This is a genomic window from Amycolatopsis speibonae (assembly GCF_042647925.1).
In the GTDB taxonomy this organism is placed as follows: domain Bacteria; phylum Actinomycetota; class Actinomycetes; order Mycobacteriales; family Pseudonocardiaceae; genus Amycolatopsis; species Amycolatopsis speibonae.
Map to the genome: position 1 here is coordinate 530,123 of NZ_JBHRWK010000014.1, position 24,282 is coordinate 554,404.

Annotated in this window: 15 protein-coding genes; 13 read left to right on the forward strand and 2 right to left on the reverse strand. The window is 67.2% G+C overall.

From position 1 onward, the window contains the following. The first annotated feature begins 1 nt into the window (after window position 1). The 9 genes from ACFOSH_RS10630 to ACFOSH_RS10670 all read left to right on the forward strand — a co-directional run bounded on the left by ACFOSH_RS10630 (window position 2) and on the right by ACFOSH_RS10670 (window position 9,479). The gene (locus tag ACFOSH_RS10630; RefSeq protein ID WP_378238569.1) at window positions 2-838 is read left to right on the forward strand and encodes an MlaE family ABC transporter permease; all 837 of its coding nucleotides are present in this window, start codon (window positions 2-4) and stop codon (window positions 836-838) included. Then, on the forward strand, window positions 835-2,172 hold the full coding sequence (locus ACFOSH_RS10635) for an MCE family protein (protein ID WP_378238570.1): 1,338 nt from the start codon (window positions 835-837) through the stop codon (window positions 2,170-2,172). Before ACFOSH_RS10630 ends, ACFOSH_RS10635 begins: the two co-directional genes overlap by 4 nt. Beyond that, window positions 2,169-3,200: an MCE family protein gene (locus tag ACFOSH_RS10640; RefSeq protein ID WP_378238571.1), complete on the forward strand. Its 1,032-nt coding sequence runs from the start codon at window positions 2,169-2,171 to the stop codon at window positions 3,198-3,200. The genes ACFOSH_RS10635 and ACFOSH_RS10640 overlap by 4 nt, the downstream gene beginning before the upstream one ends. Next, on the forward strand, window positions 3,197-4,183 hold the full coding sequence (locus tag ACFOSH_RS10645) for an MCE family protein (protein WP_378238572.1): 987 nt from the start codon (window positions 3,197-3,199) through the stop codon (window positions 4,181-4,183). The genes ACFOSH_RS10640 and ACFOSH_RS10645 overlap by 4 nt, the downstream gene beginning before the upstream one ends. After that, complete coding sequence (locus tag ACFOSH_RS10650; protein WP_378238573.1) at window positions 4,180-5,358, forward strand: MCE family protein; 1,179 nt, start codon at window positions 4,180-4,182, stop codon at window positions 5,356-5,358. The genes ACFOSH_RS10645 and ACFOSH_RS10650 overlap by 4 nt, the downstream gene beginning before the upstream one ends. Then, window positions 5,358-6,563, forward strand: a complete 1,206-nt coding sequence (locus tag ACFOSH_RS10655; RefSeq protein ID WP_378238574.1) for an MCE family protein — start codon at window positions 5,358-5,360, stop codon at window positions 6,561-6,563. Before ACFOSH_RS10650 ends, ACFOSH_RS10655 begins: the two co-directional genes overlap by 1 nt. Further along, entirely contained in the window at window positions 6,563-7,828 is a 1,266-nt protein-coding gene (locus ACFOSH_RS10660; protein WP_378238576.1) for an MlaD family protein, read from the forward strand. Before ACFOSH_RS10655 ends, ACFOSH_RS10660 begins: the two co-directional genes overlap by 1 nt. Window positions 7,829-7,859: 31 nt before the next feature. Next, complete coding sequence (locus ACFOSH_RS10665) at window positions 7,860-8,381, forward strand: hypothetical protein (RefSeq protein WP_378238577.1); 522 nt, start codon at window positions 7,860-7,862, stop codon at window positions 8,379-8,381. A gap of 84 nt (window positions 8,382-8,465) precedes the next feature. Further along, a complete protein-coding gene (locus ACFOSH_RS10670) occupies window positions 8,466-9,479 on the forward strand; it encodes a hypothetical protein (protein ID WP_378238826.1) in 1,014 nt (337 codons plus the stop codon). Between the two features lie 119 nt (window positions 9,480-9,598). On the opposite strand, the gene ACFOSH_RS10675 is transcribed toward ACFOSH_RS10670, so the two are convergent. Next, window positions 9,599-10,795: a hypothetical protein gene (locus ACFOSH_RS10675; protein WP_378238578.1), complete on the reverse strand. Its 1,197-nt coding sequence runs from the start codon at window positions 10,793-10,795 to the stop codon at window positions 9,599-9,601. A 676-nt stretch (window positions 10,796-11,471) separates the two neighbouring features. Here ACFOSH_RS10675 and rpoB point away from each other — a divergent pair. Together rpoB and ACFOSH_RS10685 are read left to right on the forward strand one after the other, a co-directional pair. Beyond that, window positions 11,472-14,972 carry a DNA-directed RNA polymerase subunit beta gene (rpoB, locus tag ACFOSH_RS10680; RefSeq protein ID WP_378238579.1) on the forward strand — a complete coding sequence of 1,167 codons (3,501 nt, stop codon included), beginning with the start codon at window positions 11,472-11,474 and terminating at the stop codon, window positions 14,970-14,972. A gap of 111 nt (window positions 14,973-15,083) precedes the next feature. After that, on the forward strand, window positions 15,084-18,995 hold the full coding sequence (locus ACFOSH_RS10685) for a DNA-directed RNA polymerase subunit beta' (protein ID WP_378238580.1): 3,912 nt from the start codon (window positions 15,084-15,086) through the stop codon (window positions 18,993-18,995). Between the two features lie 138 nt (window positions 18,996-19,133). Here the strand turns inward: ACFOSH_RS10685 and ACFOSH_RS10690 are convergent, their stop codons facing one another. Continuing rightward, window positions 19,134-19,985: a M15 family metallopeptidase gene (locus ACFOSH_RS10690; RefSeq protein ID WP_378238581.1), complete on the reverse strand. Its 852-nt coding sequence runs from the start codon at window positions 19,983-19,985 to the stop codon at window positions 19,134-19,136. Window positions 19,986-20,625: 640 nt separating this feature from the next. Between ACFOSH_RS10690 and ACFOSH_RS10695 the strand changes: the two genes are divergently transcribed. Both ACFOSH_RS10695 and ACFOSH_RS10700 read left to right on the forward strand, forming a co-directional pair. After that, complete coding sequence (locus tag ACFOSH_RS10695) at window positions 20,626-22,425, forward strand: hypothetical protein (protein ID WP_378238828.1); 1,800 nt, start codon at window positions 20,626-20,628, stop codon at window positions 22,423-22,425. 81 nt (window positions 22,426-22,506) lie between these two features. Further along, complete coding sequence (locus ACFOSH_RS10700) at window positions 22,507-24,267, forward strand: hypothetical protein (protein WP_378238583.1); 1,761 nt, start codon at window positions 22,507-22,509, stop codon at window positions 24,265-24,267. Window positions 24,268-24,282 lie beyond the last annotated feature (15 nt).

The window sequence follows — 24,282 nt, forward strand, 5'->3', positions numbered from 1 at the left end:
CATGACCTTCCTCCAGGGCGCCAAGCGGGTCGCCAACCGTCCATTGCAGACTCTGGACGCGCTGGGCGACCAGATGTCCTTCTACGGCCGCGCGTTGCTGTGGACGCCGCGGACGCTGCGCCGCTACACCAAAGAAGTCCTGCGGCTGCTCGCCGAGGTGAGCTTCGGTTCCGGCTCGCTCGCCGTCATCGGCGGCACGGTCGGCGTGATGGTCGGCCTGACGCTGTTCACCGGTGTCCTCGTCGGCCTGCAGGGCTACTCGGCGCTGAACTCGATCGGCACCTCGGCCTTCACCGGCTTCCTGACCGCGTTCTTCAACACCCGCGAGATCGCCCCGCTGGTCGCCGGCCTCGCGCTTTCGGCCACCGTCGGCGCCGGGTTCACCGCCCAGCTGGGCGCGATGCGGATCTCCGAGGAGATCGACGCGCTCGAGGTCATGGGCGTGCCGAGCCTGCCGTACCTGGTGACGACGCGGATCATCGCCGGTTTCGTCGCGGTCATCCCGCTGTACGTCATCGGCCTGCTCAGTTCGTATCTCGCGTCCCGGTTGGTCGTTATCTACATCTACAACCAGTCAGCGGGTACCTACGACCATTATTTCGACCTGTTCCTACCTCCACAGGATGTGCTCTATTCGTTCATCAAGGTGCTGTTGTTCAGCGTCTTGATCATCCTGTCCCATTGCTATTTCGGATACCGGGCCTCCGGTGGCCCCGCCGGTGTCGGCGTGGCGGTCGGCAAGGCGGTGCGGCTGAGCATCGTCACGGTGTCCATCATGAACTTCTTCATCGGTTTCGCGATCTGGGGAACCGACGTCACGGTGAGGATCGCAGGATGATCGCGACAGTCCGGCGCAGGCTATTGGGCTTGCTCTTGGTCGCCGTGCTCGTCGGCGGGGTGGCGCTGAGCATCGCGCTGTACCAACGGGCTTTCACACCCGTGGTGAGCGTGAAGCTCCAGTCCGGCAGCATCGGGAACCAGTTGCTGAAACAGTCCGACGTGAAGGTCCGCGGCCTCATCGTCGGCTCGGTGAAGGAAATCGCCGCGACCCCGGACGGCGCCGAACTCACGCTCGCGCTGAATCCGGAGTCGGCGAAACTGATCCCCCAGAACGTTTCCGCGCGATTCCTGCCGAAGACGTTGTTCGGCGAACGCTTCGTTTCCCTCGAAATCCCGGACGCCCCTTCGGTGAAGACGATCGCCGAGGGCGACGTGATCACCCAGGACCGCACGTCCGGTGCCGTCGAGCTGGAGCAGGCCTTCGCGCATCTGATGCCGGTGCTGCAGGCCGTCCAGCCGCAGAAGCTGTCGAGCACGCTTTCGGCGATCTCCACCGCGCTCAACGGCCGCGGCGGTCAGCTCGGCGACACCCTCTCGCAGCTCGGCACCTACGTCGGGGACCTGAACCCGCACGTACCCCAGCTCCAGCAGAACCTCAAGGAGCTCGCGGAGTTCTCGGACAACCTCAACGCCGTCGCCCCGGATCTGGTGCAGACCTTGGACAACCTGAGCACGACCACGCGCACCGTGGCGGATCAGAAGATGAACCTGCAGAACCTCTACGGCAGCGTCACCCAGGCGTCGGTCGATCTGCAGACCTTCCTGCAGAACAACGCCGACAACCTGATCCGGCTCGCCGACACCGCCCGCCCGACGGCGGAACTGCTGGCGAAGTACGCGCCGGAGTACCCGTGCGTGGTCGGGCAGATGGCGGCCAACCTGCCGAAGATCGACAAAGCCCTCGGCAAGGGGACCAACCGGCCCGGTCTGCACGCGACCATCGAGATCACGGTCAACCGCGGGCCGTACCTGCCGGGCAAGGACGAGCCGAAGTTCGAAGACAAGCGCGGTCCGCGCTGTTACGACCTGAAGCAGTTCCCGGACCCGTTCCCGCAGTACCCGCCGGACGGCCCGATCAAGGACGGCAGCACGGCCAAACCGCCGGCGCGCTCGGCCAACGACGGCCTTTCGCCCTCGAACGGTTTCGCGAACGTCGGCGGTTACAACGGCGGGGGAGCGCCCGGCGGTAGCCCGTCCTACAGCGCGTCCGAATCGGACTTCCTCGCACAGCTGGTCGCCCCGCAGGTCGGCATGTCCGCCTCGGACGTGCCCGGCTGGGGTTCGCTGCTCGTCGGTCCGCTCTACCGCGGGGCGGAGGTGCACGTCCAGTGAGGGGCCTGCTCGCACCGCTGATCAAGCTCTGCGTCTTCGTCGTGGTCACCGTGCTGTTCACGACGATCCTCGGGATCAGCATCGCCAACATCAACACCACCAGCACCAACGCCTACAAGGCGCGGTTCAGCGACGCGACCCTGCTGCTGCCCAACGACGACGTCCGCATCGCCGGCGTCCGGGTCGGGCAGGTCAAGGACGTCCGCATCGTCGACCGCCGCCAGGCCGAGGTCGAGTTCGAAGTGGACGCCGGCCGCAAGCTGCCCGCCGGGGTCACCGCGCAGATCAAGTTCCGGAACCTGGTCGGCCAGCGCTACGTCTCGCTCGGGCAGGGCACCGATTCCTCCGGGAAGAACCTGGCGCCGGGCGGGAACATCCCGCTGGAGCGGACCACGGCCGCACTCGACCTGACGCAGCTGTTCAACGGCTTCAAGCCCTTGTTCACCGCGCTCAACCCGGACGACATCAACAAGCTGTCCTACGAGGTCATCCAGGTCCTGCAGGGCGAGGGCGGCACGATCGAAAGCCTGCTGAAGCACACCGCGTCGCTGGCCACCACGATCTCCGACAAGGACCAGGTGATCGGTGAGGTCATCGACAACCTGAACTCGGTGCTCGACACGGTCAACGCGCACACGCCGCAGCTGAACGACCTGATCGTCAAGCTGCAGCAGCTGGTCTCCGGGCTGGCCGCGGACCGCGAGCCGATCGGCGACGCCATCGACTCGCTCGGCAACCTCGCCCAGACGACGTCCGGTCTGCTCGGTGAGGCCCGCGAGCCGCTCAAGCAGGACATCGCCGCGCTCGGCACGCTGACGAAGAACCTCAACGACAGCCAGCCGATCGTCGAGCACTTCATCCAGTTCCTGCCGCAGAAGGTGACGGCGCTGACCCGCACCGCCGACTACGGCTCCTGGTTCAACTTCTTCGCCTGTGAACTGACAGGAGCCGTCGCCCTGCCTCCGCTGATCAACGAACCGATCAATCTGCCGCTGCTGCCGGTGAACCGGGCGAGGTGCACGGCATGAAGTCGTTCCAGAAACGCAATCCGATCCCGATCGCGCTGGTCGGTATCTCGGTGCTGCTGCTCGGTTTCCTCGCCGCGCTCAACTCCGAGGACCTGCCGGTGATCGGCGGCGGCACGACCTACAGCGCGGACTTCAGCGAGGCTTCCGGGCTGCAGCAGGACAACGACGTGCGGGTCGCCGGGGTGAAGGTCGGCAAGATCTCCGACATCAAGCTCGACGGCGACAAGGTCCGGATCTCGTTCAAGGTCAAGGACGCCTGGCTGGGCGACAAGACCAGCGCGGCGATCAAGATCAAGACCGTGCTCGGCCAGAAGTACCTGGCGCTCGACCCGCAGGGCCAGCGCACGCTCGACCCGAGCGCGACCATCCCGCGTGAGCGCACGATGTCGCCGTTCGACGTCCTCGACGCCTTCCGCGGGCTTTCGCAGACCGTCGACGACATCGACACGACGCAGCTGGCGAAGAGCTTCGACGTCATAACGGAGACCTTCGCCGACACCCCGGCCGACGTGAAGGGCGCCCTGAGCGGCCTTTCCCGCCTCTCGGACACGATCGCTTCGCGGGACTCGAAGCTGGCGAGCCTGCTCGCGAACACGCGGCAGGTTTCGCAGACGCTGGTCGATCGCGACGCCGAGTTCCAGAAGCTCCTGGCCGACGGCAACAAGCTGCTCGGCGAGGTGTCCCGCCGCAAGGACGCGATCGCCGCCCTGCTGGATGGCTCGCGCAACCTCGCCACCCAGCTCAAGGGCTTGGTCGACGACAACGACGCCCAGCTCGACCCGGTGCTCACCCAGCTCGACCAGCTGACCTCGATGCTGCAGCGCAACCAGGACGCCCTCGGCCAGGGCATCGCGCGGTTCGCCCCGTTCATCCGGGTGTTCACGAACACGATCGGCAACGGCCGCTGGTTCGACAACTACATCTGCGGACTGGTCCTGCCGTCGTTCGGGCCGATCAACGACAAGGGGTGCTACGAGAAATGAGTACCCGTCTCGGAGCCGGCCTCGCCCGTGGCTTCACCATCGCGATCGTGCTCGCGCTGGTCGTTGCCGGCGCGCTGTGGTGGACGCTCAAGGACGCCGGCCGCAACCACGTGACCGCCTACTTCGCCGGTGCCGTCGGCCTCTACGAAGGCAACAGCGTCCGCATGCTCGGCGTCGACATGGGCACGGTCACCAAGATCCAGCCGATGGGCAACCAGGTCCGCGTCGAACTCGAATACGACCGCTCGGTGGCGGTGCCCGCCGACGCGAAGGCGATCATCGTGTCGCCGTCGCTCGTCAGCGACCGCTACGTGCAGCTGGCCCCGGCCTACAAGGGCGGCACGCGGATCGCCGACGGCGCCGTCATCGGCCTCGACCGCACCGAGGTCCCCTTGGAGGTCGACGAACTCGCCGCCAGCCTCTCCCGGGTCAGCAAGTCGCTCGGGCCCAACGGCGCCAACAAGAACGGTTCGCTGTCGAACCTGCTCGACACCGCCGCGAAGAACTTCGACGGCAACGGGCAGGCGCTGCACGACACGATCACGAAACTCGGCCAGGCAGCGGGCACGTTGTCCGGCAACAAGGACGACCTGTTCAAGACCGTCGAGAACCTCGGCTCCTTCTCCCAGACACTGGTGAACAGCGACTCGCAGGTCCGCGACTTCGAGCGGCAGCTCGCCGACGTCAGCGGATTCCTCGCGGGGGAGAAGGACAACCTCGCCGCGACGGTGAAGCAGCTGTCCGACACGCTCACCGCGGTGCAGGGGTTCATCGAGAAGAACCGCGACCGGCTCAAGTCCAATGTGGACAAATTGGCCAGTGTGACCAAGGTGCTCGTGGATCAGCGCGGCGCGCTCGCCGAGATCCTCGACGTCGCCCCGGTCGGCCTCGGGAACCTGGTGAACACCTACAACGCCTCGTCGGGCACGCTCGACGCGCGGGCGAACCTCAACGAGCTCACCCAGCCGCCGCTGGTGATGGTGTGCAACCTGCTCAAGCAGACCCCGGACGCGCTCGACGCGCTGGGCGACGCGTGCAAGGGGATCGCCGGACTGGTCGACGGGCTGGTGCCGCTGCCGTCGATCGCGCAGGTGATCCAGTCCTCGCAGGCGGGCCAGTTGCCGCCGCTGCCGCTGCCCATCGCGGGACAGCTCTACGGAACGGCGGCGAAGTGATGAAACGGTCTCTAGCCCTGGTGGCCGCCGGAACCGTCGCGGCGCTGACGTTGAGCGGCTGCGGGTTCAGCGGGATCTACGACGTCCCGCTGCCCGGTGGCGCCGAACTCGGCGACCACCCGTACACGGTCAAGGTGCAGTTCCGGGACGTCCTCGACCTCACCCCGCAGGCCGGGGTGAAGGTCAACGAGGTCTCCATCGGCCGCGTCGAAGCGATCGGGCTGACCCAGGACGGCTGGAACGCCGAAGTCACCCTCCGGGTGAACGGCGACGTGAAGCTGCCGGCGAACGCGCTGGCCAACGTCAAGCAGTCGAGCCTCCTCGGCGAGAAGTACGTCGAGCTGGCCGCGCCCGCCGAAAGCCAGGGCGAGCTCGCCGACAACGCGGTGATCCCGCTGGCCCGCACGAACCGCAGCGTCGAGGTCGAGGAACTGCTCGGCGCGCTTTCGCTGCTGCTCAACGGTGGCGGCGTCGACCAGCTCAACACCATCACCAAGGAACTCAACAACGCCACGAGCGGCCGCTCGCCGGAGCTCAAGGCGCTGCTGAACAACACCAACGAGCTGGTCTCGAACCTGGACAGGCAGTCCGCGAACATCACGCGGGCGCTCGACGGGCTGAACCGGCTCTCGCTCACGCTGAACGGCCAGAAGGACAAGCTGGTCGGCGCGGTCGACAACCTCGGCCCCGGCCTCGGCGTGCTTGAGCAGCAGCGCGGCCAGCTGGTGACCATGCTGAACGCGCTCAACAACCTTTCCGGTGTCGCCGTCGACACGGTGAACAAGAGCAAGGAAGACCTCGTCGCCGACCTCAAGGCGCTGCAGCCGACGCTGCAGAAGCTCGGCGAGGCGGGCGCGGATCTGCCCAAGGCGCTGGAGATCCTGTTGACCTTCCCGTTCAGTGACGCCGCTTTCGACGGGGTCAAGGGCGACTACTTCAACCTGTTCGCGAAGGTCGACCTGAACCTGAACGAGATCCTCAAGAACCTCGGCCGCAGCCGTGAGAACCCGCTGAAGGACCTCGTCCCGGTGCCGGGGCTGACCGGCGGGACCGAGGGGCCGGGCGTGAACCCGCCGCTGCCGATCCCCGACAGCGTCGGCGGAACCCAGGCAGGCGGCCAGGCGAACACGCCACAGGGCGGCGGACAGCCGCGACAGACCGGACCCGCCGGGATCTTCGGCCTGCTGTCGGGAGGTGCCGGCTGATGCTGGTCCGTAGGACGAAGATCCAGTTGGTCGCGTTCGTGATCATCTCCGTGGTCGCCATCGTGTACGCGCTGATCCGGTTCGCCGGGCTCGGCCAGGTCTTCGGCGACGAGGGCTACACGGTGAAGCTCCAGCTCAAGCAATCGGGCGGGATCTTCCAGAACGCCGAGGTCACCTACCGCGGCTTCAACATCGGCCGCGTCGGCGAGCTGCGCCTGACCAAGACCGGGCTGGAAGCCGACCTCAATATCTCGCCGGACGCCCCGCAGGTGCCCGCCGATCTGGACGCCGTGGTCGCGAACCGGTCGGCGGTCGGCGAGCAGTTCGTCGACCTGCGGCCCAAGAGCGAGAACGGGCCGTTCCTGAACGCGAGCTCGGTCATCCCGGCAGACAAGGTCAAGACACCGGTGCCCACCGAACAGCTCATCGGCGATCTCGACAGCCTCGCGGCGTCGGTGCCGGTCGACTCGCTGCGCAAGGTCGTCGACGAGTCCTACAACGCCTTCAACGGCACCGGCCCGGACCTGCAGCGGCTGCTCGACACCGCGCGGAGCTTCACCACGACCGCGCAGGAGTACCTGCCGCAGACCATCCAGCTGCTGGAAAAGGGCGGGCAGGTACTCGACACACAGAACGACATGGCGAGCTCGATGAAGTCGTTCAGCGCGGACCTCGACAAGCTGTCCGGCACGCTGAAGAACTCCGACGCCGACATCCGGAAGCTGATCGGGGTCACCCCGCAGGTGGCGAACCAGATCAGCTCGGTGCTCGCCGAATCCGGGCCGGGGCTGGGCGCGCTGACGGCGAACCTGCTCACGACGTCCAACCTGCTGGTGACCCGGCTCGACGGGATCGAGCAGGGCCTGGTGACGTACCCGATGCTGGCCGCGGGCGCGAACAGCGTCGCCAACGACGGCACCGCGCACCTGGGCCTCGCGCTCAACCTGTTCAACCCGCCTTCGTGCACCAAGGGCTACATCGGCCTCGACAAGTACCGCGAAGGCACCGATACGGCGCCTCGCCCGCCGAAGGACGACGCGTACTGCGCCGAGCCGAAGGGCAGCCCGATCAACGTGCGCGGTTCGCAGAACGTGCCGTACAACGGGGTCCCGCAGATCCCGTCGGAAGGCGACGTCGCGAAGAACGCCGGCCGGTCCGCGGAGGAACTGGCCAGCCTGCGCGCGGCCCAGGGCATGCCGAGCGTCCTGCAGAGCCCGGGGGTCAGCCTGGCCAGCCTGGGCGCGCTGCTGGGCCTGCCCGGCTGAGCCCGAGACCGTATACCTACCCTGGAGTGTCATGAGTTCTTCTCGATCGCGGACCCTGGTCCTCGGGGCGGCGGCGTTCGCCCTGGCCGCCTTCGTCGCCGCGGCGATCTTCGGCGTCCAGTGGGCCGTGGCCGCGTCGGACGACAACGCCGACCTGGCGCGCTCGCGGGACGAAGTGGTCGACGCGGGCGGCCGCGCGATCAAGGCGTACACCGAGGTCGACTTCGAGAACCTCGACGCGTTCTTCAACCAGCAGAAGGCCGTCTCCGACGACAAGATGAGCCAGCAGCTGGCGCAGCTGGAGCCGACCTACCGCAAGGCGCTCGGCGACGCGAAGACCAAGGTCGCGACCACGATCCAGGACATCGCTGTCGAGGAACTCGACGACCACGAGGGCAAGGCGAGCTTCCTCGCCGCCATCACCACCCAGGTCACCCAGGGCGACAAGGCGAGCTCCAAGGCGTTGCGCCTGGAGGTCTCGATGACCCGGGTCGGCGATGAGTGGAAGCTGTCCGGGATCGACAACGTGCCCCTCGTCGCGGCCGGTCAGTAAGAGCGTCACCTAGAACGGAGCCTCGTAGTGCCCCCCTCCCGTCGCCAGCCCCCTCGCAGCACTCCGCCGGTGCGCCGCCCCCGGGTGGCCGGTCTGCGACGGCCCGCTCCCGAGGCTTCCGCCTCGGAGGTCTCCACTGCGGATGTCTCGGAGGCCACTGAGGTCTCGGAGGCCGCCGAAGCGCCGGTGCGGCGTCCGTCGCCGAGGCCTGCTCCGCGTCCCGTTCCTGAAGCCGGGCCTGAGGTCGTCGAGGCTGCTGAGCCTGTCGAGGCCCCTGAGCCCGTTGAGGCCGTTGAGGACACCGCTGAGGCCGTTGAGACTGTCGAGACTCCTTCGGAGGTCTCAGAGGTCGAGGAGGCCCTGGAAGACGCTTCAGACTCTGAAGAGGCTGTCGTCGCGAAGCCGAGCCCGCGTGCGAAGGCCCGTGCGGCCGCCCAGGCGAAGCCGGACGACATCGAAGAGGCCGAAGCCGAGGTCGCTTCCGAAGCCGACGAGACGTCCGAGGCGTCCGAGAAGAAGCCGGGCTCCGGCAAGCTGATCCTGGCGGGCGCGCTGGTCGTCGTCGGGCTGCTGCTGGCCGCGACCGCGGTGCTGTTCCATCTCAAGGCTTCCGAGGTGTCGAGCTCGACGGACAACACCGCGCTGCTGGACGTCGCGAAGACCGCGCAGGTCAAGGACCAGGTCGCGAAGGCGACCGAGGCGCTGTTCTCGTACGACTTCAAGAACATCGCGAAGACCGAGACCGCGGCCGGCGATCTGCTGGTCAATGACGACGTGCGGGCGAAGTACAACCTGCTGATGGGCGAGGTCAAGCGGCTGGCCCCGCAGCAGAAGATGGTCGTGACCTGCAAGGTCACCCGCAGCGCCGTCATCCGGCTGGAAGGCGACCGGGCCGACGTGATGGTGTTCGTCGACCAGAGCTCGACGCGGGCCGACACGAACAAGACCACCGCCGGGAGCGCGCAGCTGCATTTGAACGCGGAGCTGCAGGGCGACAAGTGGAAGATCACGGCGATGAACACCTACGCCGCTCCGCCGAACCCGACGGCCTCCTCGGCCCCCGCTTCACCCCCCGCCTCCCCGCCCCCCTCCAAGTAGCGCCCGACCTGCGTTTAGCCCCCTAATCGCGATCCGGTGCTCCGCCCACCAGCGGATCCGCGTCCGGTCCGGGATCGCGTTTAGCGGGCTAAACGCGATCCCGGACCTTGACCGGAGGCTCAGCGGCCGCTCGACCGGAGCTTGAAGCTCGCCTTCCGCGCCTTCTTGGCCATCTTCGGGTCCGGATGGTCCGTGCCGACGACCTCCAGGAGTTCGAGCCTGTCCGGGTGACCGGACGACGTCAGCAGGTCGACGACGTCGAAGCCGTTGTCCATGTCGGCGAGTTGATGGACGAACGCCCCGAGCGCGTGCATCGCCGCGAAATGGTCGGTCATCCCGACGGTGACCTCGTCGCGGGTGACCGTTTCCGGCTCGATCGCCCCACGCTCGGACAGCCACATGGCCGCGACCGCGCCGACCAGTCCGCCCTCGGCCCGGACCTCCGCAGCGGTCCGGAGGCCGATCTCGCCGGTTTCCCCGAGCACGATCAAGGCGAACAGCCGTTCTTCGGGACAGGTCGTCGCATGGAGGAACTCGCCGGCTTCGGACGCCGCATCGGACGGTGACCGGTGCCGGACCCAGGCGTTCAGCTCCGCGTCGATGATCTCCGGAGCGGCGTCAACGAGACGGGGGCTCAGCTCGTCGAGACGCATTTCCGCAGCTTCACCGATGACCGGCGCGGACACTCCGGAGTCGCGGAGCGTCCGATTGATCGCCCAGACGGCGATCGGAGTGAGGCTGACGAGGGTGGGGGAAGGATCGGGCCGGCCGGTGATCTCGGAGATCCTCGCGAGTCCGGCCGGGTCCGCGGTACCCCGTTCGACCGCGCCCAGCCGTTCCAGGAGGTCCAGGGTGACGCCCGTCGCGTACCGCGTCGGCTCACTCGGCGCCGACTCGATGTCGAGTACCGAAGCCGAGACCTCCAACAGGAGCTCGACGGGGATCGGGACCGGACCCGACTGGTAGAGCGTGAGGAAGATCGACGAGGCCAGCTCGGGAAACAACATCCCGAAGGCCAGCGGCACGGCGTCGTCTTCGGAGGCGATGCCGAACCCGGCCTCGCCGATCGCCGAGTGCACCCGTTCCCAGAGCGCCAAAGCGTTGTCGAGGAGCTTCGCGTTCTTCTTGACGGGCACGTGCTTGCCCTTGAAGACCCGGACCAGTCCGGAAGCCTCCGCCAAGCGAGGTATCAGCGTGCCGTTCGGCTTGCTGCTCTCGTCCAACCCGGCGACGTATCCACGGAGCTCGGAGAGGAGCGGGCTCCGTTCCGCGGCGACCCGCAGCTCGGTCTCCGCCGGTAACTGGACTGGGGGCATCACCGGCAGCAGACCGCTCTCTGCCTCAAGTTCGCACATCTCACACACGCGGACAGTCTGGCAGCGTCGTGGGCGGAGCGCGATTAGCCCGCTAAACGCGATCTGAGGGGCCTCCCTGTGCGCCGCACCAACCAACCCACCGGCCACAGCCGCCACAGACCCAGCGGGCCCAGCGCGGCCCCGCCCCGACCCGGTGACTCTCCAGGGCGCCCCGCCGTCCGGATCGCGATTAGGGGGCTAAACGCAGGTCGGCGCCCCAGTGCCGCCACCTGCGGGTACCGGGCGGTAACCAGGATGATCGTCCTGGGAAGCGTCCCGCGCGGAACCTATTCCACGCTGCGCCAACCGGCGGGACCACCGCGCGGCATCTTGACTCAGAGCCCCTGTGGGGTCACGCTTACTGGCAACGGCGAGAACCGGCGATGCCCTTGCGGGAGGGACGGCCCGGGAAGCCAGGAGAGGCATACCTGAAGACGTTGCGATGCAGGCTGGGCCCCATCGGGAGCGCCCCCTGGACAGACCGCGACGTTCGGGCTAGACTGCTTCTTTGCGCTGCCCTCTTTCAGGCTGCCCGGAGCCGGTAGTTAGGATAGTGGGCACACGGCACCCTTGACAGTCCGCTTCAGCTGTTGCTGACGCGGCTGCTCACCGCTCATTGTCCCCGGAAGGACGCATCTTGGCAGTCTCTCCCGCGAACCAGGCCACTGCTGCGACCACCTCGGCTGTATCTCGCTCGGAGTCCACGGGAATCCCGGGAGCCCCCAAACGGGTCTCCTTCGCAAAGATTCGCGAGCCGCTCAGCACCCCGAACCTGCTCGACGTGCAGATCAGGTCCTTTGAATGGTTCACCGGCGACGAGGCGTGGTTCGAACGCCGCGTCGAAGAAGGTGAAGAAAACCCGGTCGGTGGCCTGGAAGAGGTCCTCAACGAGATCTCTCCGATCGAAGACTTCTCCGGATCCATGTCGCTGTCCTTCTCCGACCCGCGCTTCGACGAGGTCAAGGCCTCCGTCGAGGAGTGCAAGGACAAGGACATGACGTACGCGGCCCCGCTGTTCGTGACCGCCGAGTTCGTGAACAACAACACCGGCGAGATCAAGAGCCAGACGGTCTTCATGGGCGACTTCCCGGTGATGACCGACAAGGGCACCTTCGTCATCAACGGCACCGAGCGTGTCGTCGTGTCCCAGCTGGTCCGTTCGCCTGGTGTGTACTTCGACACCAGCGTCGACAAGACCACGGACAAGGACGTCTTCAACGTCCGTGTCATCCCGAGCCGGGGTGCCTGGCTCGAGTTCGACGTCGACAAGCGCGACACCGTCGGCGTCCGCATCGACCGCAAGCGCCGCCAGCCGGTCACCGTGCTGCTGAAGGCGCTCGGCTGGACCACCGAGGCGATCCGCGAGCGTTTCTCGTTCTCCGAGACGCTGCTCGCCACCCTCGAGAAGGACCACACCGCCGGCACCGACGAGGCGCTCCTCGACATCTACCGCAAGCTGCGTCCGGGCGAACCCCCCACCAAGGAGAGCGCGCAGACGCTGCTGGAGAACCTGTTCTTCAAGCCGAAGCGCTACGACCTGGCCAAGGTCGGCCGCTACAAGGTCAACAAGAAGCTCGCCCTCACCACGCCGTACGACACCGGGACGCTGACCGAAGAGGACATCGTCTCGACGATCGAGTACCTGGTCCGGCTGCACGCCGGCGAGGACAAGGTGACCGTCGGCGACCAGACCATCCCGGTCGAGACCGACGACATCGACCACTTCGGCAACCGTCGCCTGCGCACCGTCGGCGAGCTCATCCAGAACCAGATCCGCGTGGGTCTGTCCCGGATGGAGCGCGTCGTCCGCGAGCGGATGACCACGCAGGACGTCGAAGCGATCACGCCGCAGACCCTGATCAACATCCGCCCCGTCGTGGCGGCGATCAAGGAGTTCTTCGGTACTTCGCAGCTGTCGCAGTTCATGGACCAGAACAACCCGCTGTCGGGGCTGACGCACAAGCGTCGTCTGTCCGCCCTCGGCCCCGGTGGTCTGTCGCGTGAGCGCGCCGGCATGGAGGTCCGTGACGTCCACCCGTCGCACTACGGCCGCATGTGCCCGATCGAGACGCCGGAAGGCCCGAACATCGGCCTGATCGGTTCGCTCTGCTCGTACGCGCGGGTCAACCCGTTCGGTTTCATCGAGACCCCGTACCGCAAGGTCGTCGAGGGTCGCGTCACCGACCAGGTCGACTACCTCACCGCGGACGAGGAAGACCGTTTCGTGAAGGCGCAGGCCAACGCGCCGATCTCGGACGACGGCACCTTCGTCGAAGACCGCGTCCTGGTCCGTAAGAAGGGCGGCGAGGTCGAGCTGATCGACCCGCTCGACGTGGACTACATGGACGTCTCGCCGCGACAGATGGTCTCGGTCGCGACGGCGATGATCCCGTTCCTCGAGCACGACGACGCGAACCGCGCGCTGATGGGCGCGAACATGCAGCGTCAGGCCGTTCCGCTGCTGCGCAACCAGGCGCCGTACGTCGGCACCGGTGTGGAGCTGCGCGCCGCGGTCGACGCCGGTGACGTGCTCGTCGCCGAGCAGTCCGGTGTCGTCGAGGAGCTCTCGGCCGACCTGATCACGATCATGCACGACGACGGCACGCGGAAGAGCTACGGACTGTACAAGTTCCGTCGCTCCAACCACGGCACCTGCTTCAACCACCGCCCGATCGTCAACGAGGGCGACCGGGTCGAGCAGGGTCAGGTCATCGCCGACGGCCCGTCCACCGAGAACGGTGAGATGGCGCTCGGCAAGAACCTGCTCGTCGCGGTCATGCCGTGGGAAGGCCACAACTACGAGGACGCGATCATCCTCTCGGAGCGCCTGGTGCAGGACGACGTGCTCACGTCGATCCACATCGAGGAGCACGAGATCGACGCCCGCGACACCAAGCTGGGCGCCGAGGAGATCACCCGGGACATCCCGAACGTCTCCGAGGAGGTCCTGGCCGACCTCGACGAGCGCGGCATCATCCGCATCGGTGCCGAGGTCCGCGACGGCGACATCCTGGTCGGCAAGGTCACGCCCAAGGGCGAGACCGAGCTGACCCCGGAAGAGCGTCTGCTCCGCGCGATCTTCGGCGAGAAGGCCCGCGAAGTCCGCGACACCTCGCTGAAGGTGCCGCACGGCGAGACCGGCAAGGTCATCGGCATCCGCGTGTTCTCGCGCGAGGACGACGACGAGCTGCCCCCGGGCGTCAACGAACTGGTCCGCGTCTACGTGGCCCAGAAGCGGAAGATCCAGCCGGGCGACAAGCTCGCCGGCCGCCACGGGAACAAGGGTGTCATCGGCAAGATCCTCCCCGCCGAGGACATGCCGTTCATGGAGGACGGCACGCCCGTCGACATCATCCTGAACACCCACGGTGTCCCGCGTCGTATGAACATCGGCCAGGTCCTGGAGCTTCATCTGGGCTGGCTGGCGTCGCAGGGCTGGAAGATCGAGGGCAACCCCGACTGGGCGAAGAACCTCAACGAGGAGCTCTACGACGTCGACCCCGGCACGAACACCGCCACCCCGGTGTTCGACGGTGCCAAGGAAGACGAGCTGACCGGCCTGCTCGGTGCCACCAAGCCGAACCGCGACGGTGAGCGCATGGTGAAGCAGAACGGCAAGGCCACGCTGCTGGACGGCCGCTCCGGCGAGCCGTACCCGTACCCGGTCGCGGTCGGCTACATGTACATCCTGAAGCTGCACCACTTGGTCGACGACAAGATCCACGCCCGTTCCACCGGTCCGTACTCGATGATCACGCAGCAGCCGCTGGGTGGTAAGGCGCAGTTCGGTGGCCAGCGGTTCGGCGAGATGGAGTGCTGGGCGATGCAGGCGTACGGCGCCGCATACACCCTGCAGGAGCTCCTGACGATCAAGTCGGACGACGTGGTCGGCCGCGTGAAGGTGTACGAGGCCATCGTCAAGGGGGAGAACATCCCCGAGCCGGGCATCCCGGAGTCGTTCAAGGTGCTCCTGAAGGAGCTCCAGTCGCTCTGCCTCAACGTCGAGGTGCTGTCCAGCGACGGCGCCGCGATCGAGATGCGCGACTCCGACGACGAGGACCTCGAGCGTGCCGCGGCCAACCTCGGCATCAACCTGTCCCGCAACGAGTCGCCCTCGGTGGACGACGTCGTGCACTGACCGCGATGAGGTTGGGCCCGGGCGTGGGTGTCCCACAGGACACTGCGCCCAGGCTCCCGCCTCCACTCGCCAACTCCTCTAGTCGCATCAACCCCAAGGGGATGTAAAGACGTGCTGGACGTCAACTTCTTCGATGAGCTCCGCATCGGCCTCGCTACCGCCGACGACATTCGTCAGTGGTCCTTCGGCGAGGTCAAGAAGCCGGAGACCATCAACTACCGGACGCTCAAGCCCGAGAAGGACGGCCTCTTCTGCGAGAAGATCTTCGGCCCGACCCGGGACTGGGAGTGCTACTGCGGTAAGTACAAGCGGGTCCGCTTCAAGGGCATCATCTGCGAGCGCTGTGGCGTCGAGGTCACCCGCGCCAAGGTGCGCCGTGAGCGGATGGGCCACATCGAGCTGGCCGCCCCCGTCACCCACATCTGGTACTTCAAGGGTGTTCCTTCCCGCCTCGGCTACCTGCTCGACCTGGCGCCGAAGGACCTCGAAAAGATCATCTACTTCGCGGCCTACGTGATCACCGGTGTGAACACCGAGCTGCGGCACAACGACCTCCCGACCCTCGAGAACGAGATCGGCGTCGAGCGCAAGAACCTCGAGACCAAGCGTGACGCGGACATCGAGGCACGGGCGCAGAAGCTGGAAGCTGACCTCGCCGAGCTGGAGGCGGAGGGCGCCAAGTCCGACGTCCGCCGCAAGGTCAAGGAAGGCGGCGAGCGCGAGATGCGTCAGCTGCGTGACCGCGCCGGTCGCGAGCTGGACCGTCTCGAGGAGGTCTGGACGACCTTCACCAAGCTCGACGTGCGTCAGCTGATCGCCGACGAGCTGCTCTACCGCGAGCTCATCGACCGGTACGGCGAGTACTTCACCGGCGGCATGGGCGCGGAGGCCATCCAGAAGCTGGCCACCGAGTTCGACGTCGCGGCCGAGGCCGACCACCTGCGCGACACCATCCGCAACGGCAAGGGGCAGAAGAAGCTCCGCGCGCTGAAGCGGCTCAAGGTCGTCGCGGCCTTCCAGGCCACCGGCAACGACCCGCGCGGCATGGTGCTCGACGCCGTCCCGGTGATCCCGCCGGACCTGCGCCCGATGGTCCAGCTCGACGGTGGCCGGTTCGCCACCTCCGACCTGAACGACCTCTACCGCCGGGTCATCAACCGGAACAACCGGTTGAAGCGGCTGATCGACCTCGGCGCGCCCGAGATCATCGTCAACAACGAGAAGCGGATGCTGCAGGAGGCCGTCGACGCGCTGTTCGACAACGGCCGCCGCGGCCGCCCGGTCACCGGTCCCGGTAACCGTCCGCTGAAGTCGCTGTCCGACCTGCTCAAGGGCAAGCAGGGCCGGTTCCGTCAGAACCTGCTCGGCAAGCGTGTCGACTACTCCGGCCGTTCGGTCATCATCGTCGGACCGCAGCTGAAGCTGCACCAGTGCGGTCTGCCGAAGGACATGGCGCTCGAGCTGTTCAAGCCGTTCGTCATGAAGCGGCTGGTCGACCTGAACCACGCGCAGAACATCAAGTCCGCCAAGCGGATGGTGGAGCGCTCGCGGCCGCAGGTGTGGGACGTGCTCGAAGAGGTCATCACCGGTCACCCGGTGATGCTGAACCGTGCGCCGACCCTGCACCGCCTCGGCATCCAGGCCTTCGAGCCGCAGCTGGTCGAAGGCAAGGCCATCCAGCTGCACCCGCTGGTCTGTGAAGCGTTCAACGCGGACTTCGACGGTGACCAGATGGCCGTGCACCTCCCGCTGTCCGCGGAGGCGCAGGCCGAGGCCCGCATCCTGATGCTGTCGGCGAACAACATCCTTTCGCCGGCGTCGGGCCGCCCGCTCGCCATGCCGCGTCTGGACATGGTGACCGGTCTGTTCCACCTGACCCGTCTCGCCGAGAAGGCCGAGGGTGCCGGCAACGCGTACTCCTCGCCCGCCGAAGCGATCATGGCCTACGACCGCAAGGCGCTGAGCCTGCACGCCCCGATCAAGATCCGCATCACCGACCGTCAGCCCGCGAAGGCCGACGAGGCGACGCTCGCGGAAAAGGGTTGGGAGCCGGGCAAGGCATGGCTGGCCGAGACCACCCTGGGCCGCGTGCTGTTCAACGAGCTGCTGCCGGCGGACTACCCGTTCATCAACGAGCCGATGCCGAAGAAGCGTCAGGCCCTGATCGTGAACGACCTCGCCGAGCGGTACTCGATGACGCAGGTCGCGCAGACCCTGGACCGCCTGAAGGACGCCGGTTTCTACTGGGCGACCCGTTCGGGTGTCACGGTCGCGATCTCCGACGTGCTGGTCCCGAAGGGCAAGAAGGCCATTCTGGACGAGTACGAAGGCAAGGCCGACCAGGTCGAGAAGCGGTACCAGCGTGGTCAGCTGTCGCACACCGAGCGCAACAACGAGCTCGTCAAGGTGTGGACGCAGGCCACCGAAGAGGTCCACAAGATCATGGAGACGGCGCTGCCGGACGACAACCCGATCGCGATGATCGTGAAGTCGGGCGCGGCGGGCAACATGACGCAGGTCCGGTCGCTGGCCGGTATGCGTGGTCTGGTGTCGAACCCGAAGGGTGAGTACATCCCGCGTCCGATCAAGGCCAACTTCCGTGAAGGCCTGTCGGTGGCGGAGTACTTCATCGCGACGCACGGTGCCCGTAAGGGTCTGGCGGACACGGCGCTCCGTACCGCCGACTCGGGTTACCTGACCCGTCGTCTGGTGGACGTGTCGCAGGACGTCATCGTCCGCGAGGTCGACTGTGGCACCACCCGCGGCATCAACATGCCGATCGGCGAGGACATCGGCGACGGCAAGGTCCTGCGCGACCAGCACGTCGAGACCAGCGTGTACGCGCGGAACCTGGCGACCGACGCGGTCGACGCCAAGGGCAACGTCGTGCTCAACGCCGGTGACGACATCGGTGACCCGGCGATCGACAAGCTCATCGGCAGCGGGATCTCCAAGGTCAAGGTGCGTTCGGTCCTCACCTGTGAGTCGGCCGTCGGTATCTGCGCCACCTGCTACGGCCGCTCCATGGCGACCGGTCAGCTCGTCGACGTCGGCGAGGCCGTGGGTATCGTCGCGGCCCAGTCGATCGGTGAGCCGGGTACGCAGCTGACGATGCGTACGTTCCACCAGGGTGGTGTGGCCGGTGACGACATCACGACCGGTCTGCCCCGTGTCCAGGAGCTGTTCGAGGCCCGTGTCCCGAAGGGCAAGGCGCCGATCGCCGACGTCGATGGCCGTGTGCGCATCGAGGAGAGCGAGCGGTTCTGGAAGATCACGCTGATCCCGGACGACGGCAGCGAAGAGATCGTCTTCGACAAGCTGTCCAAGCGTCAGCGGCTCGCGAACACCCCGAACGGCCCGCTGGGCGACGGTGACCGCGTCAACGTCGGTCAGCAGCTGCTCGAGGGCACGCCGGACCCGCACGAGGTCCTGCGGGTCATGGGGCCGCGCGAGGCGCAGATGCACCTGGTGGACGAGGTCCAGAAGGTGTACCGGGCGCAGGGTGTGTCGATCCACGACAAGCACATCGAGGTCATCGTGCGGCAGATGCTGCGCCGCGTGACGATCATCGACTCCGGTGCCACGGACTTCCTCCCGGGCGAGCTGCCCGAGCGGACCAAGTTCGAGGCGAAGAACCGGGCGTCGGTCGCCGAGGGCGGCGAGCCCGCTTCGGGCCGCCCGGTGCTGATGGGGATCACGAAGGCCTCGCTGACCACGGACTCGTGGCTGTCGGCGGCCTCGTTCCAGGAGACCACGCGTGTCCTGACCGACGCGGCCATCAACGGCCGTTCGGACAGGCTCGTGGGCCTCAAGGAGAACGTGATCATCGGTAAGCTGATCCCGGCCGGTACCGGGATCAACAAGTACCGCAACATCCAGGTGCAGCCGACCGAGGAGGCGCGGGTCGCCGCTTACGCGATCCCGTCCTACGACGACGGCTACTACACCCCGGATGTCTTCGGCTCCACCCCGGGTGCTGCGGTTCCGCTGGACGACTACGACTTCGGCCGCGACTTCCGCTGATCCACCCCGCTCCACCCGAAGCGCCCCTGGCCCCAGGCCAGGGGCGCTTCGCTTTCCCCACCCCACCCCGCGCCCAGATCGCGATTAGGGGGCTAAACGCAGGTGGCGCTTCCCACCGCCGGGATCGCGATTAGGGGGCTAAACGCAGGTGGCGCTTCTGGCTGCCGGGATCGCGTTTCGCCCCCTAATCGCGATCCGGGGGCAGGGGGCGCAGGTCAGGGAGTGGCGGGTGACGGGGAAGTCGAAGTAGGTGTCCGGGAACGGCTCCCCGTTGAACGTGTAGTGCCACCACTCCTCGGCGAGGTTCCGGAATCCGGCGGCCGCGAGAGTGACCTTGAGCAGTTGCCGGTTCGCCCGTGCCTCGCCGGTGATCCGCGGGTCGTCGGTGTGCGAGAGCGTGTCGAAGCAGTCGTACCCGGTCCCCATGTCGACAGTGTTGTCCGGGAACCGGTCCGGCGCGAAGCAGGGCTTCAGCGCTTCGCCCGGCCGATAGGGGCGCTGCGGCCGGGGCGGCAGCTTCACGATCGTCAGGTCCACCGTGCTCCCGCGGCTGTGCCCGGACTTCTCCGCGATGTACCCGTCGTCGAACAGACGGTTCTTCGCCACGTTCGGATAGAACTCCGCCTTCATCTTCTCGTCGCTGAGGTCCTTGGCCCACCGGACGAAGTGGTCGACGGCGCGCTGCGGCCGATAGCAGTCGTACACCTTGATCGTGTAGCCATGCCGCAGCAGCCGACGCTGGGCCGTGCGCAGCCCCTCCGCGGCCTGCCGGGTCAGGAGGCACAGCGGCTGGACGTACCCGTCGACCTTCCGGCCGACGAAGTTGTGCTGCCCCCGGTACCGGATCTCGTGCAGGATCGTCGGCGCCACCTCGGCGAGCGCGACGAACTCCGGTGGCGCCTTCGGCTCCGAAGCCTCGGCCGGCGCGGGAATCGCGGTGAGTACGGCGAGCGCGGCGACGGCCAGCGCCCTTCTGAACGTCTTCGGCATGGCCCTGTCTTACCGCCTCCGAAGGCCCTGCGGACCCAGGTCAGGACCAGAGTTCCCGGCCCTTCATAACGAATCCGTAACGCCTCCGCGCGGGCCGGGTGCGGGTTACTGGTCCGTTGTGACCTGCAGTAGTGCCGCCAAGTGGTCTAATTCCCAGTACTCGGAAATCCGCCACCCGTTCGGCCCAATGGCGTATCCGCATCGTGGGAAATCCACCCTGTCGTGGCATGTCCCATTCTTTGATCACGAGATTGACACTCAGGCGGCTTCGCACGAGTATTTCGCCCATGCAATCCCCAGTCGCCTTGGTGTGGCGCCGGCACGTTGACTTGCGGCAGCAAGCAAGCGCGCTGTGTATGGATTCCTGAACTATTCCGGGCTTGTCGCGTTCCGCTGAATTCGCGTATCAGAAACGGATGCGCCAGTTCGTCGTGCGCTGACACTTTCCGCTGTGCCGCAACGGTTCCCTGCGCGAACCGGCGGTTGATTGCTTTCCCTTGATCCGTGCCGGTGACGCCTGCGCGAAATGGGGGAGAGGTGTGTCGATTGTCTGGCGCTTCGGTAGCGAAAACAGGGAGAAAGAATGCTATCCAACTCGTCTAAGCGGAGAAAAGAGTGGCGAAAAGTGGTGATAGGCGCCATGGCGGCGGCGCTCGCCGTGGGCACGGTGACCTTCACCGGTTCCGCGACGAATGCCTACGCCGACGTCCAGGTCGTCAAGGATGCGAAGAAGGCGGCCGACGGCAAAGAGTACTGGGTCCAGAACCACCTGGTGTCCAAGGACGTCGCGGCGTCCCGCGGCGCGGACGGCAAGCGCGGGAAGTGGCTGCTGGTCTGGGCCGGTGACGAGAACATCGCTGACACCCTGGTCAAGGACATCAAGAACCTGCCGGGTTCGCTCGGCGGCGGCCTGAACAAGATCAAGAACGCGTTGCCCGGTCCGGACTTCCTCGCCGTGATCGACGCGACGCAGGGATCGCCGACCTACGGCAAGGTCGTCAACACCGCCACCGTCGGACCGCTCGTCGAGAACGAGCCGCACCACATGCAGTACGTGTGGCACAAGGGCGACACGATCTACGCCGGCGCGCTGTTCGCCGCCGCGACGTACGCGTTCGATGTTTCCGCGTTGCCGCAACTGAAACTCAAGGGCGTCAGCCTGCCGACCCAGACCCTCGGCGGTTCCGTGCCGGACGCGTACTGGGTTCTCAAGGACGGCACCGCGTACGGCACGTACATGGGCGGCCCGGTCGTGCCCGGCCCGCACACCTACGCCAACGGTTCCACCGTGGTGGGCAACGGTTTCGCCGGCAGCCCCGGCGAGGTCGTCCGTTTCGACCAGAACGCGCAGGTGCTTTCCGAGTCCCCGGCGGCCACACCGCAGGGCGACAACAAGAAGCTGTGCGACAACCTCCCGCAACTGGACAAGCCGACTTGCGCCAACCCGCACGGCATCCAGGCACGCGAGGACCTCAACACCCTGGTCACCAGTGACTACGCCGAGCCGCGCAACATCATCCTCGACCCGGTGAAGCAGCCGTCGCCGTATCTGCGACGGCCGACCGTCCGTACCTGGGACATCTCCGACCGCAACAAGCCGAAGCTCAAGACGGTCTCGTACCTGCCGGACGGTCCACGAGCCGATCCGGCGGACCCGCTGCACGCCGAAAGCCGCGCGGTCATGGAGACCACGGTGACCAACCAGCCCGGCCACAAGGGCGCGTTCGCCCAGACCATGCAGGGCGGCGCGGTGTTCTACACGCCGGACATCACCGCCAAGGAGCCGCACTGGATCCAGGTGTTCGACGACGGCGCGGCGAACAAGGCGATCCACCCGAACAACGACTCCAACGGCGGCGGGTCGAACGGCGGCTGGATCCAGACCAGCCCCGACGACAAGTACCTGTACCGCGCGATCACCGGACGGTCCAAGGGCGCGCTCGGCCCGGACGACCCCGGCACCACCGGTGGCGTGTACATCCTCGACATCCAGAAGCTGCTCGCCGCGGGCGACAAGGTCGAGAACATCAACGGCCGGATCGACACGAAGGAGAAGTCCCAGCAGGGCGGTGGCGGCGACCTGCCGACCGTCGTCGGCGCGGCGCCGATCAACCCCGGCACCTCGGGCGGTGGCCCGCACTGGGGCGCGTACGACAACTTCGTGCTCGGTGGCGACGGCTACTACCGCGAAACCGACAAGCCGCAGCACCTCGCGGTGTCGAACTACTTCGTCGCTCGGTCCGGTTTGGACGGTGACCACAAGGTCAACCTGCTGAACCTGGGCGAGGACGGGAAGATCGCGGTCGACCAGAACTTCCGGGACGAGTTCACCGGACAGGTCGGGATCAACTTCAACCGGAAGACCTGGCCGCACGGGTCCTTCGGCAACGCCAAGCCGCACTCCGAACTGTTCGTCGTGGCTGACGCGGATCTCAAGTAACCCTGCTCGGCGCGGAAGGCCGTGGGCGGCGGGCACACTCCGCCGCCCACGGCCCCGCCGACCTACCCGGAGAAGGTCCCCATGGATCACCACGTCCTACCGGCGAGCTCGGGTTCGGCCGGCGTCGATATCGCTCTGGTCCTGCTTCGGCTGGGACTCCTGCTGGCGACGGCTTTCCTCGCCGGCACGGGAATCCTTCGCCCGCTGGTGGGCGAACTGCCGCGACGCCTGCACCTCACCATCGCCGCCCTCGGCGGGGTTTCCGCCGCTCTCGCCGCGGTTTCCGCCTTCGCGACCGACGTCAACGCCTTCGCGCTGATCGTGCATCTCGTGCTCGCACTGGCTATTCCCGTGCTGATCCGCCGGCCTTCCGCAGGCCGTTGGGCGTCCCTCGCGCTAGCCGCTCTCGTGGTGCTCGAAACCTCGCTGGGGCGGACAGGCGTCGAGTTCGCCATCGACACCGTCTACGTCGCCGCGGCGGCCTTGTGGTTCGGTGTCACCGTTCTTTCCTTCTGGGTGCCCGCCGAGCAGTGGCGCCAGACGAACTTCCGGCTCGCCCCGCTTTCCTTGACCCTGGGCGGACTTCTCGTCGTCGCGGGCGCTGTCCAGCTGTTCTCCTCGGGCCTCGGCCTGGACCGCCGGATCTACGGAACGCTCTTCGGTGTCACGCTGCTGGTGATCGCCGTTCTGCCGGTATTCGCCACCGTTGTCGCCGGGTTCTCCTTATCGGACAGGGATTCCACGCGTGCTTACCGGTTCGGCGCGGCCGCCGTGGCCGTCGGATTCGTCGCCTGGAGCGCCCTCGCCGCCATTCCCCGACCGCCCGAACCGCCGACTCCCGGTGTCGCGCTGCTCTCCGACGCTTCCTTCGGCGACCAGCGATTCCCAGTACTGGTGAGCCCGCAGCGGCCCGGCAAGAACCTCGTCCATTTTCCCGCGAGTGCGGGAGAAGAGCTGTCCGCGGGTATCGATGGCGGCCTGATCGGCAAGGCCATCGTGCGCCCCGGCGCCGAAGGAACCTGGGCCGAGGTCGACCTGCCGGCGGGCCGCAGCGACCTGATCATCAGCCGCGGCGGGGAGAAGACGACGATCGAGGTCGACGCGGGTGACGAGCAGGGACTCGCCATCGTGGACACGGACGCGCCCGAATGCGCTTCGGCCGCGCTGGGCGGCCTGATCGCCGACCGCCGCGAGGTCCTCACCTCATGCCCTGCGGACGCGCTTTCGGGTGAGGACAGCGGTTCTCTCGTCAAACTCGTCGAGTTCCTCGCCGGGCGAAAGCCTTCAGCGCTCATCCTCGCCGAAGACACCTCGCCGCGCAGTGTGGCGGCCGCGAAGCTGGTCCGCGAGACCGCGGCACGCTCCGGGCTCCCCGTGCAGGCCGAGGCGGGCCCGAACACCGCGCTGGTCGTGGTGTCCGGCTGGGCGGGCGGCTACACGGCGATGACCCGCGCGGCCGAGTCCCAGCGGCTCAAGCCGACCCACCAGTACGGCCTGTACCTGGCGCCCTGGCTGCTCAACGGGCCGATCGTCAACTCCGTCGCCAGTTCCTCGGTACCGCTGAGGTTCGACCCGCGCGAGCAGGTCGCGGTGAGTTTCGCCGTCGCCGCGGGCAACGCCTTCGGCGGCGAAAGCCCCACGCTCGGCGGCTTCCGGACCTGGCTGGGCGACCAGTGGCGAGCGATGAACGGCGACGTCCAGATCTTCGCCGCGGCGCAGGTCAACGCCATGCCGATGTATCCGGGCGAACCGCACGCCGTCGGGATGATCGCCGACCGGGACTACGCGGGGCAATGGATCCCCGACGGCACGATCGTGCCTGTCAGCTCGGTACTGCGGTGAAGGATTCCGCTCGAT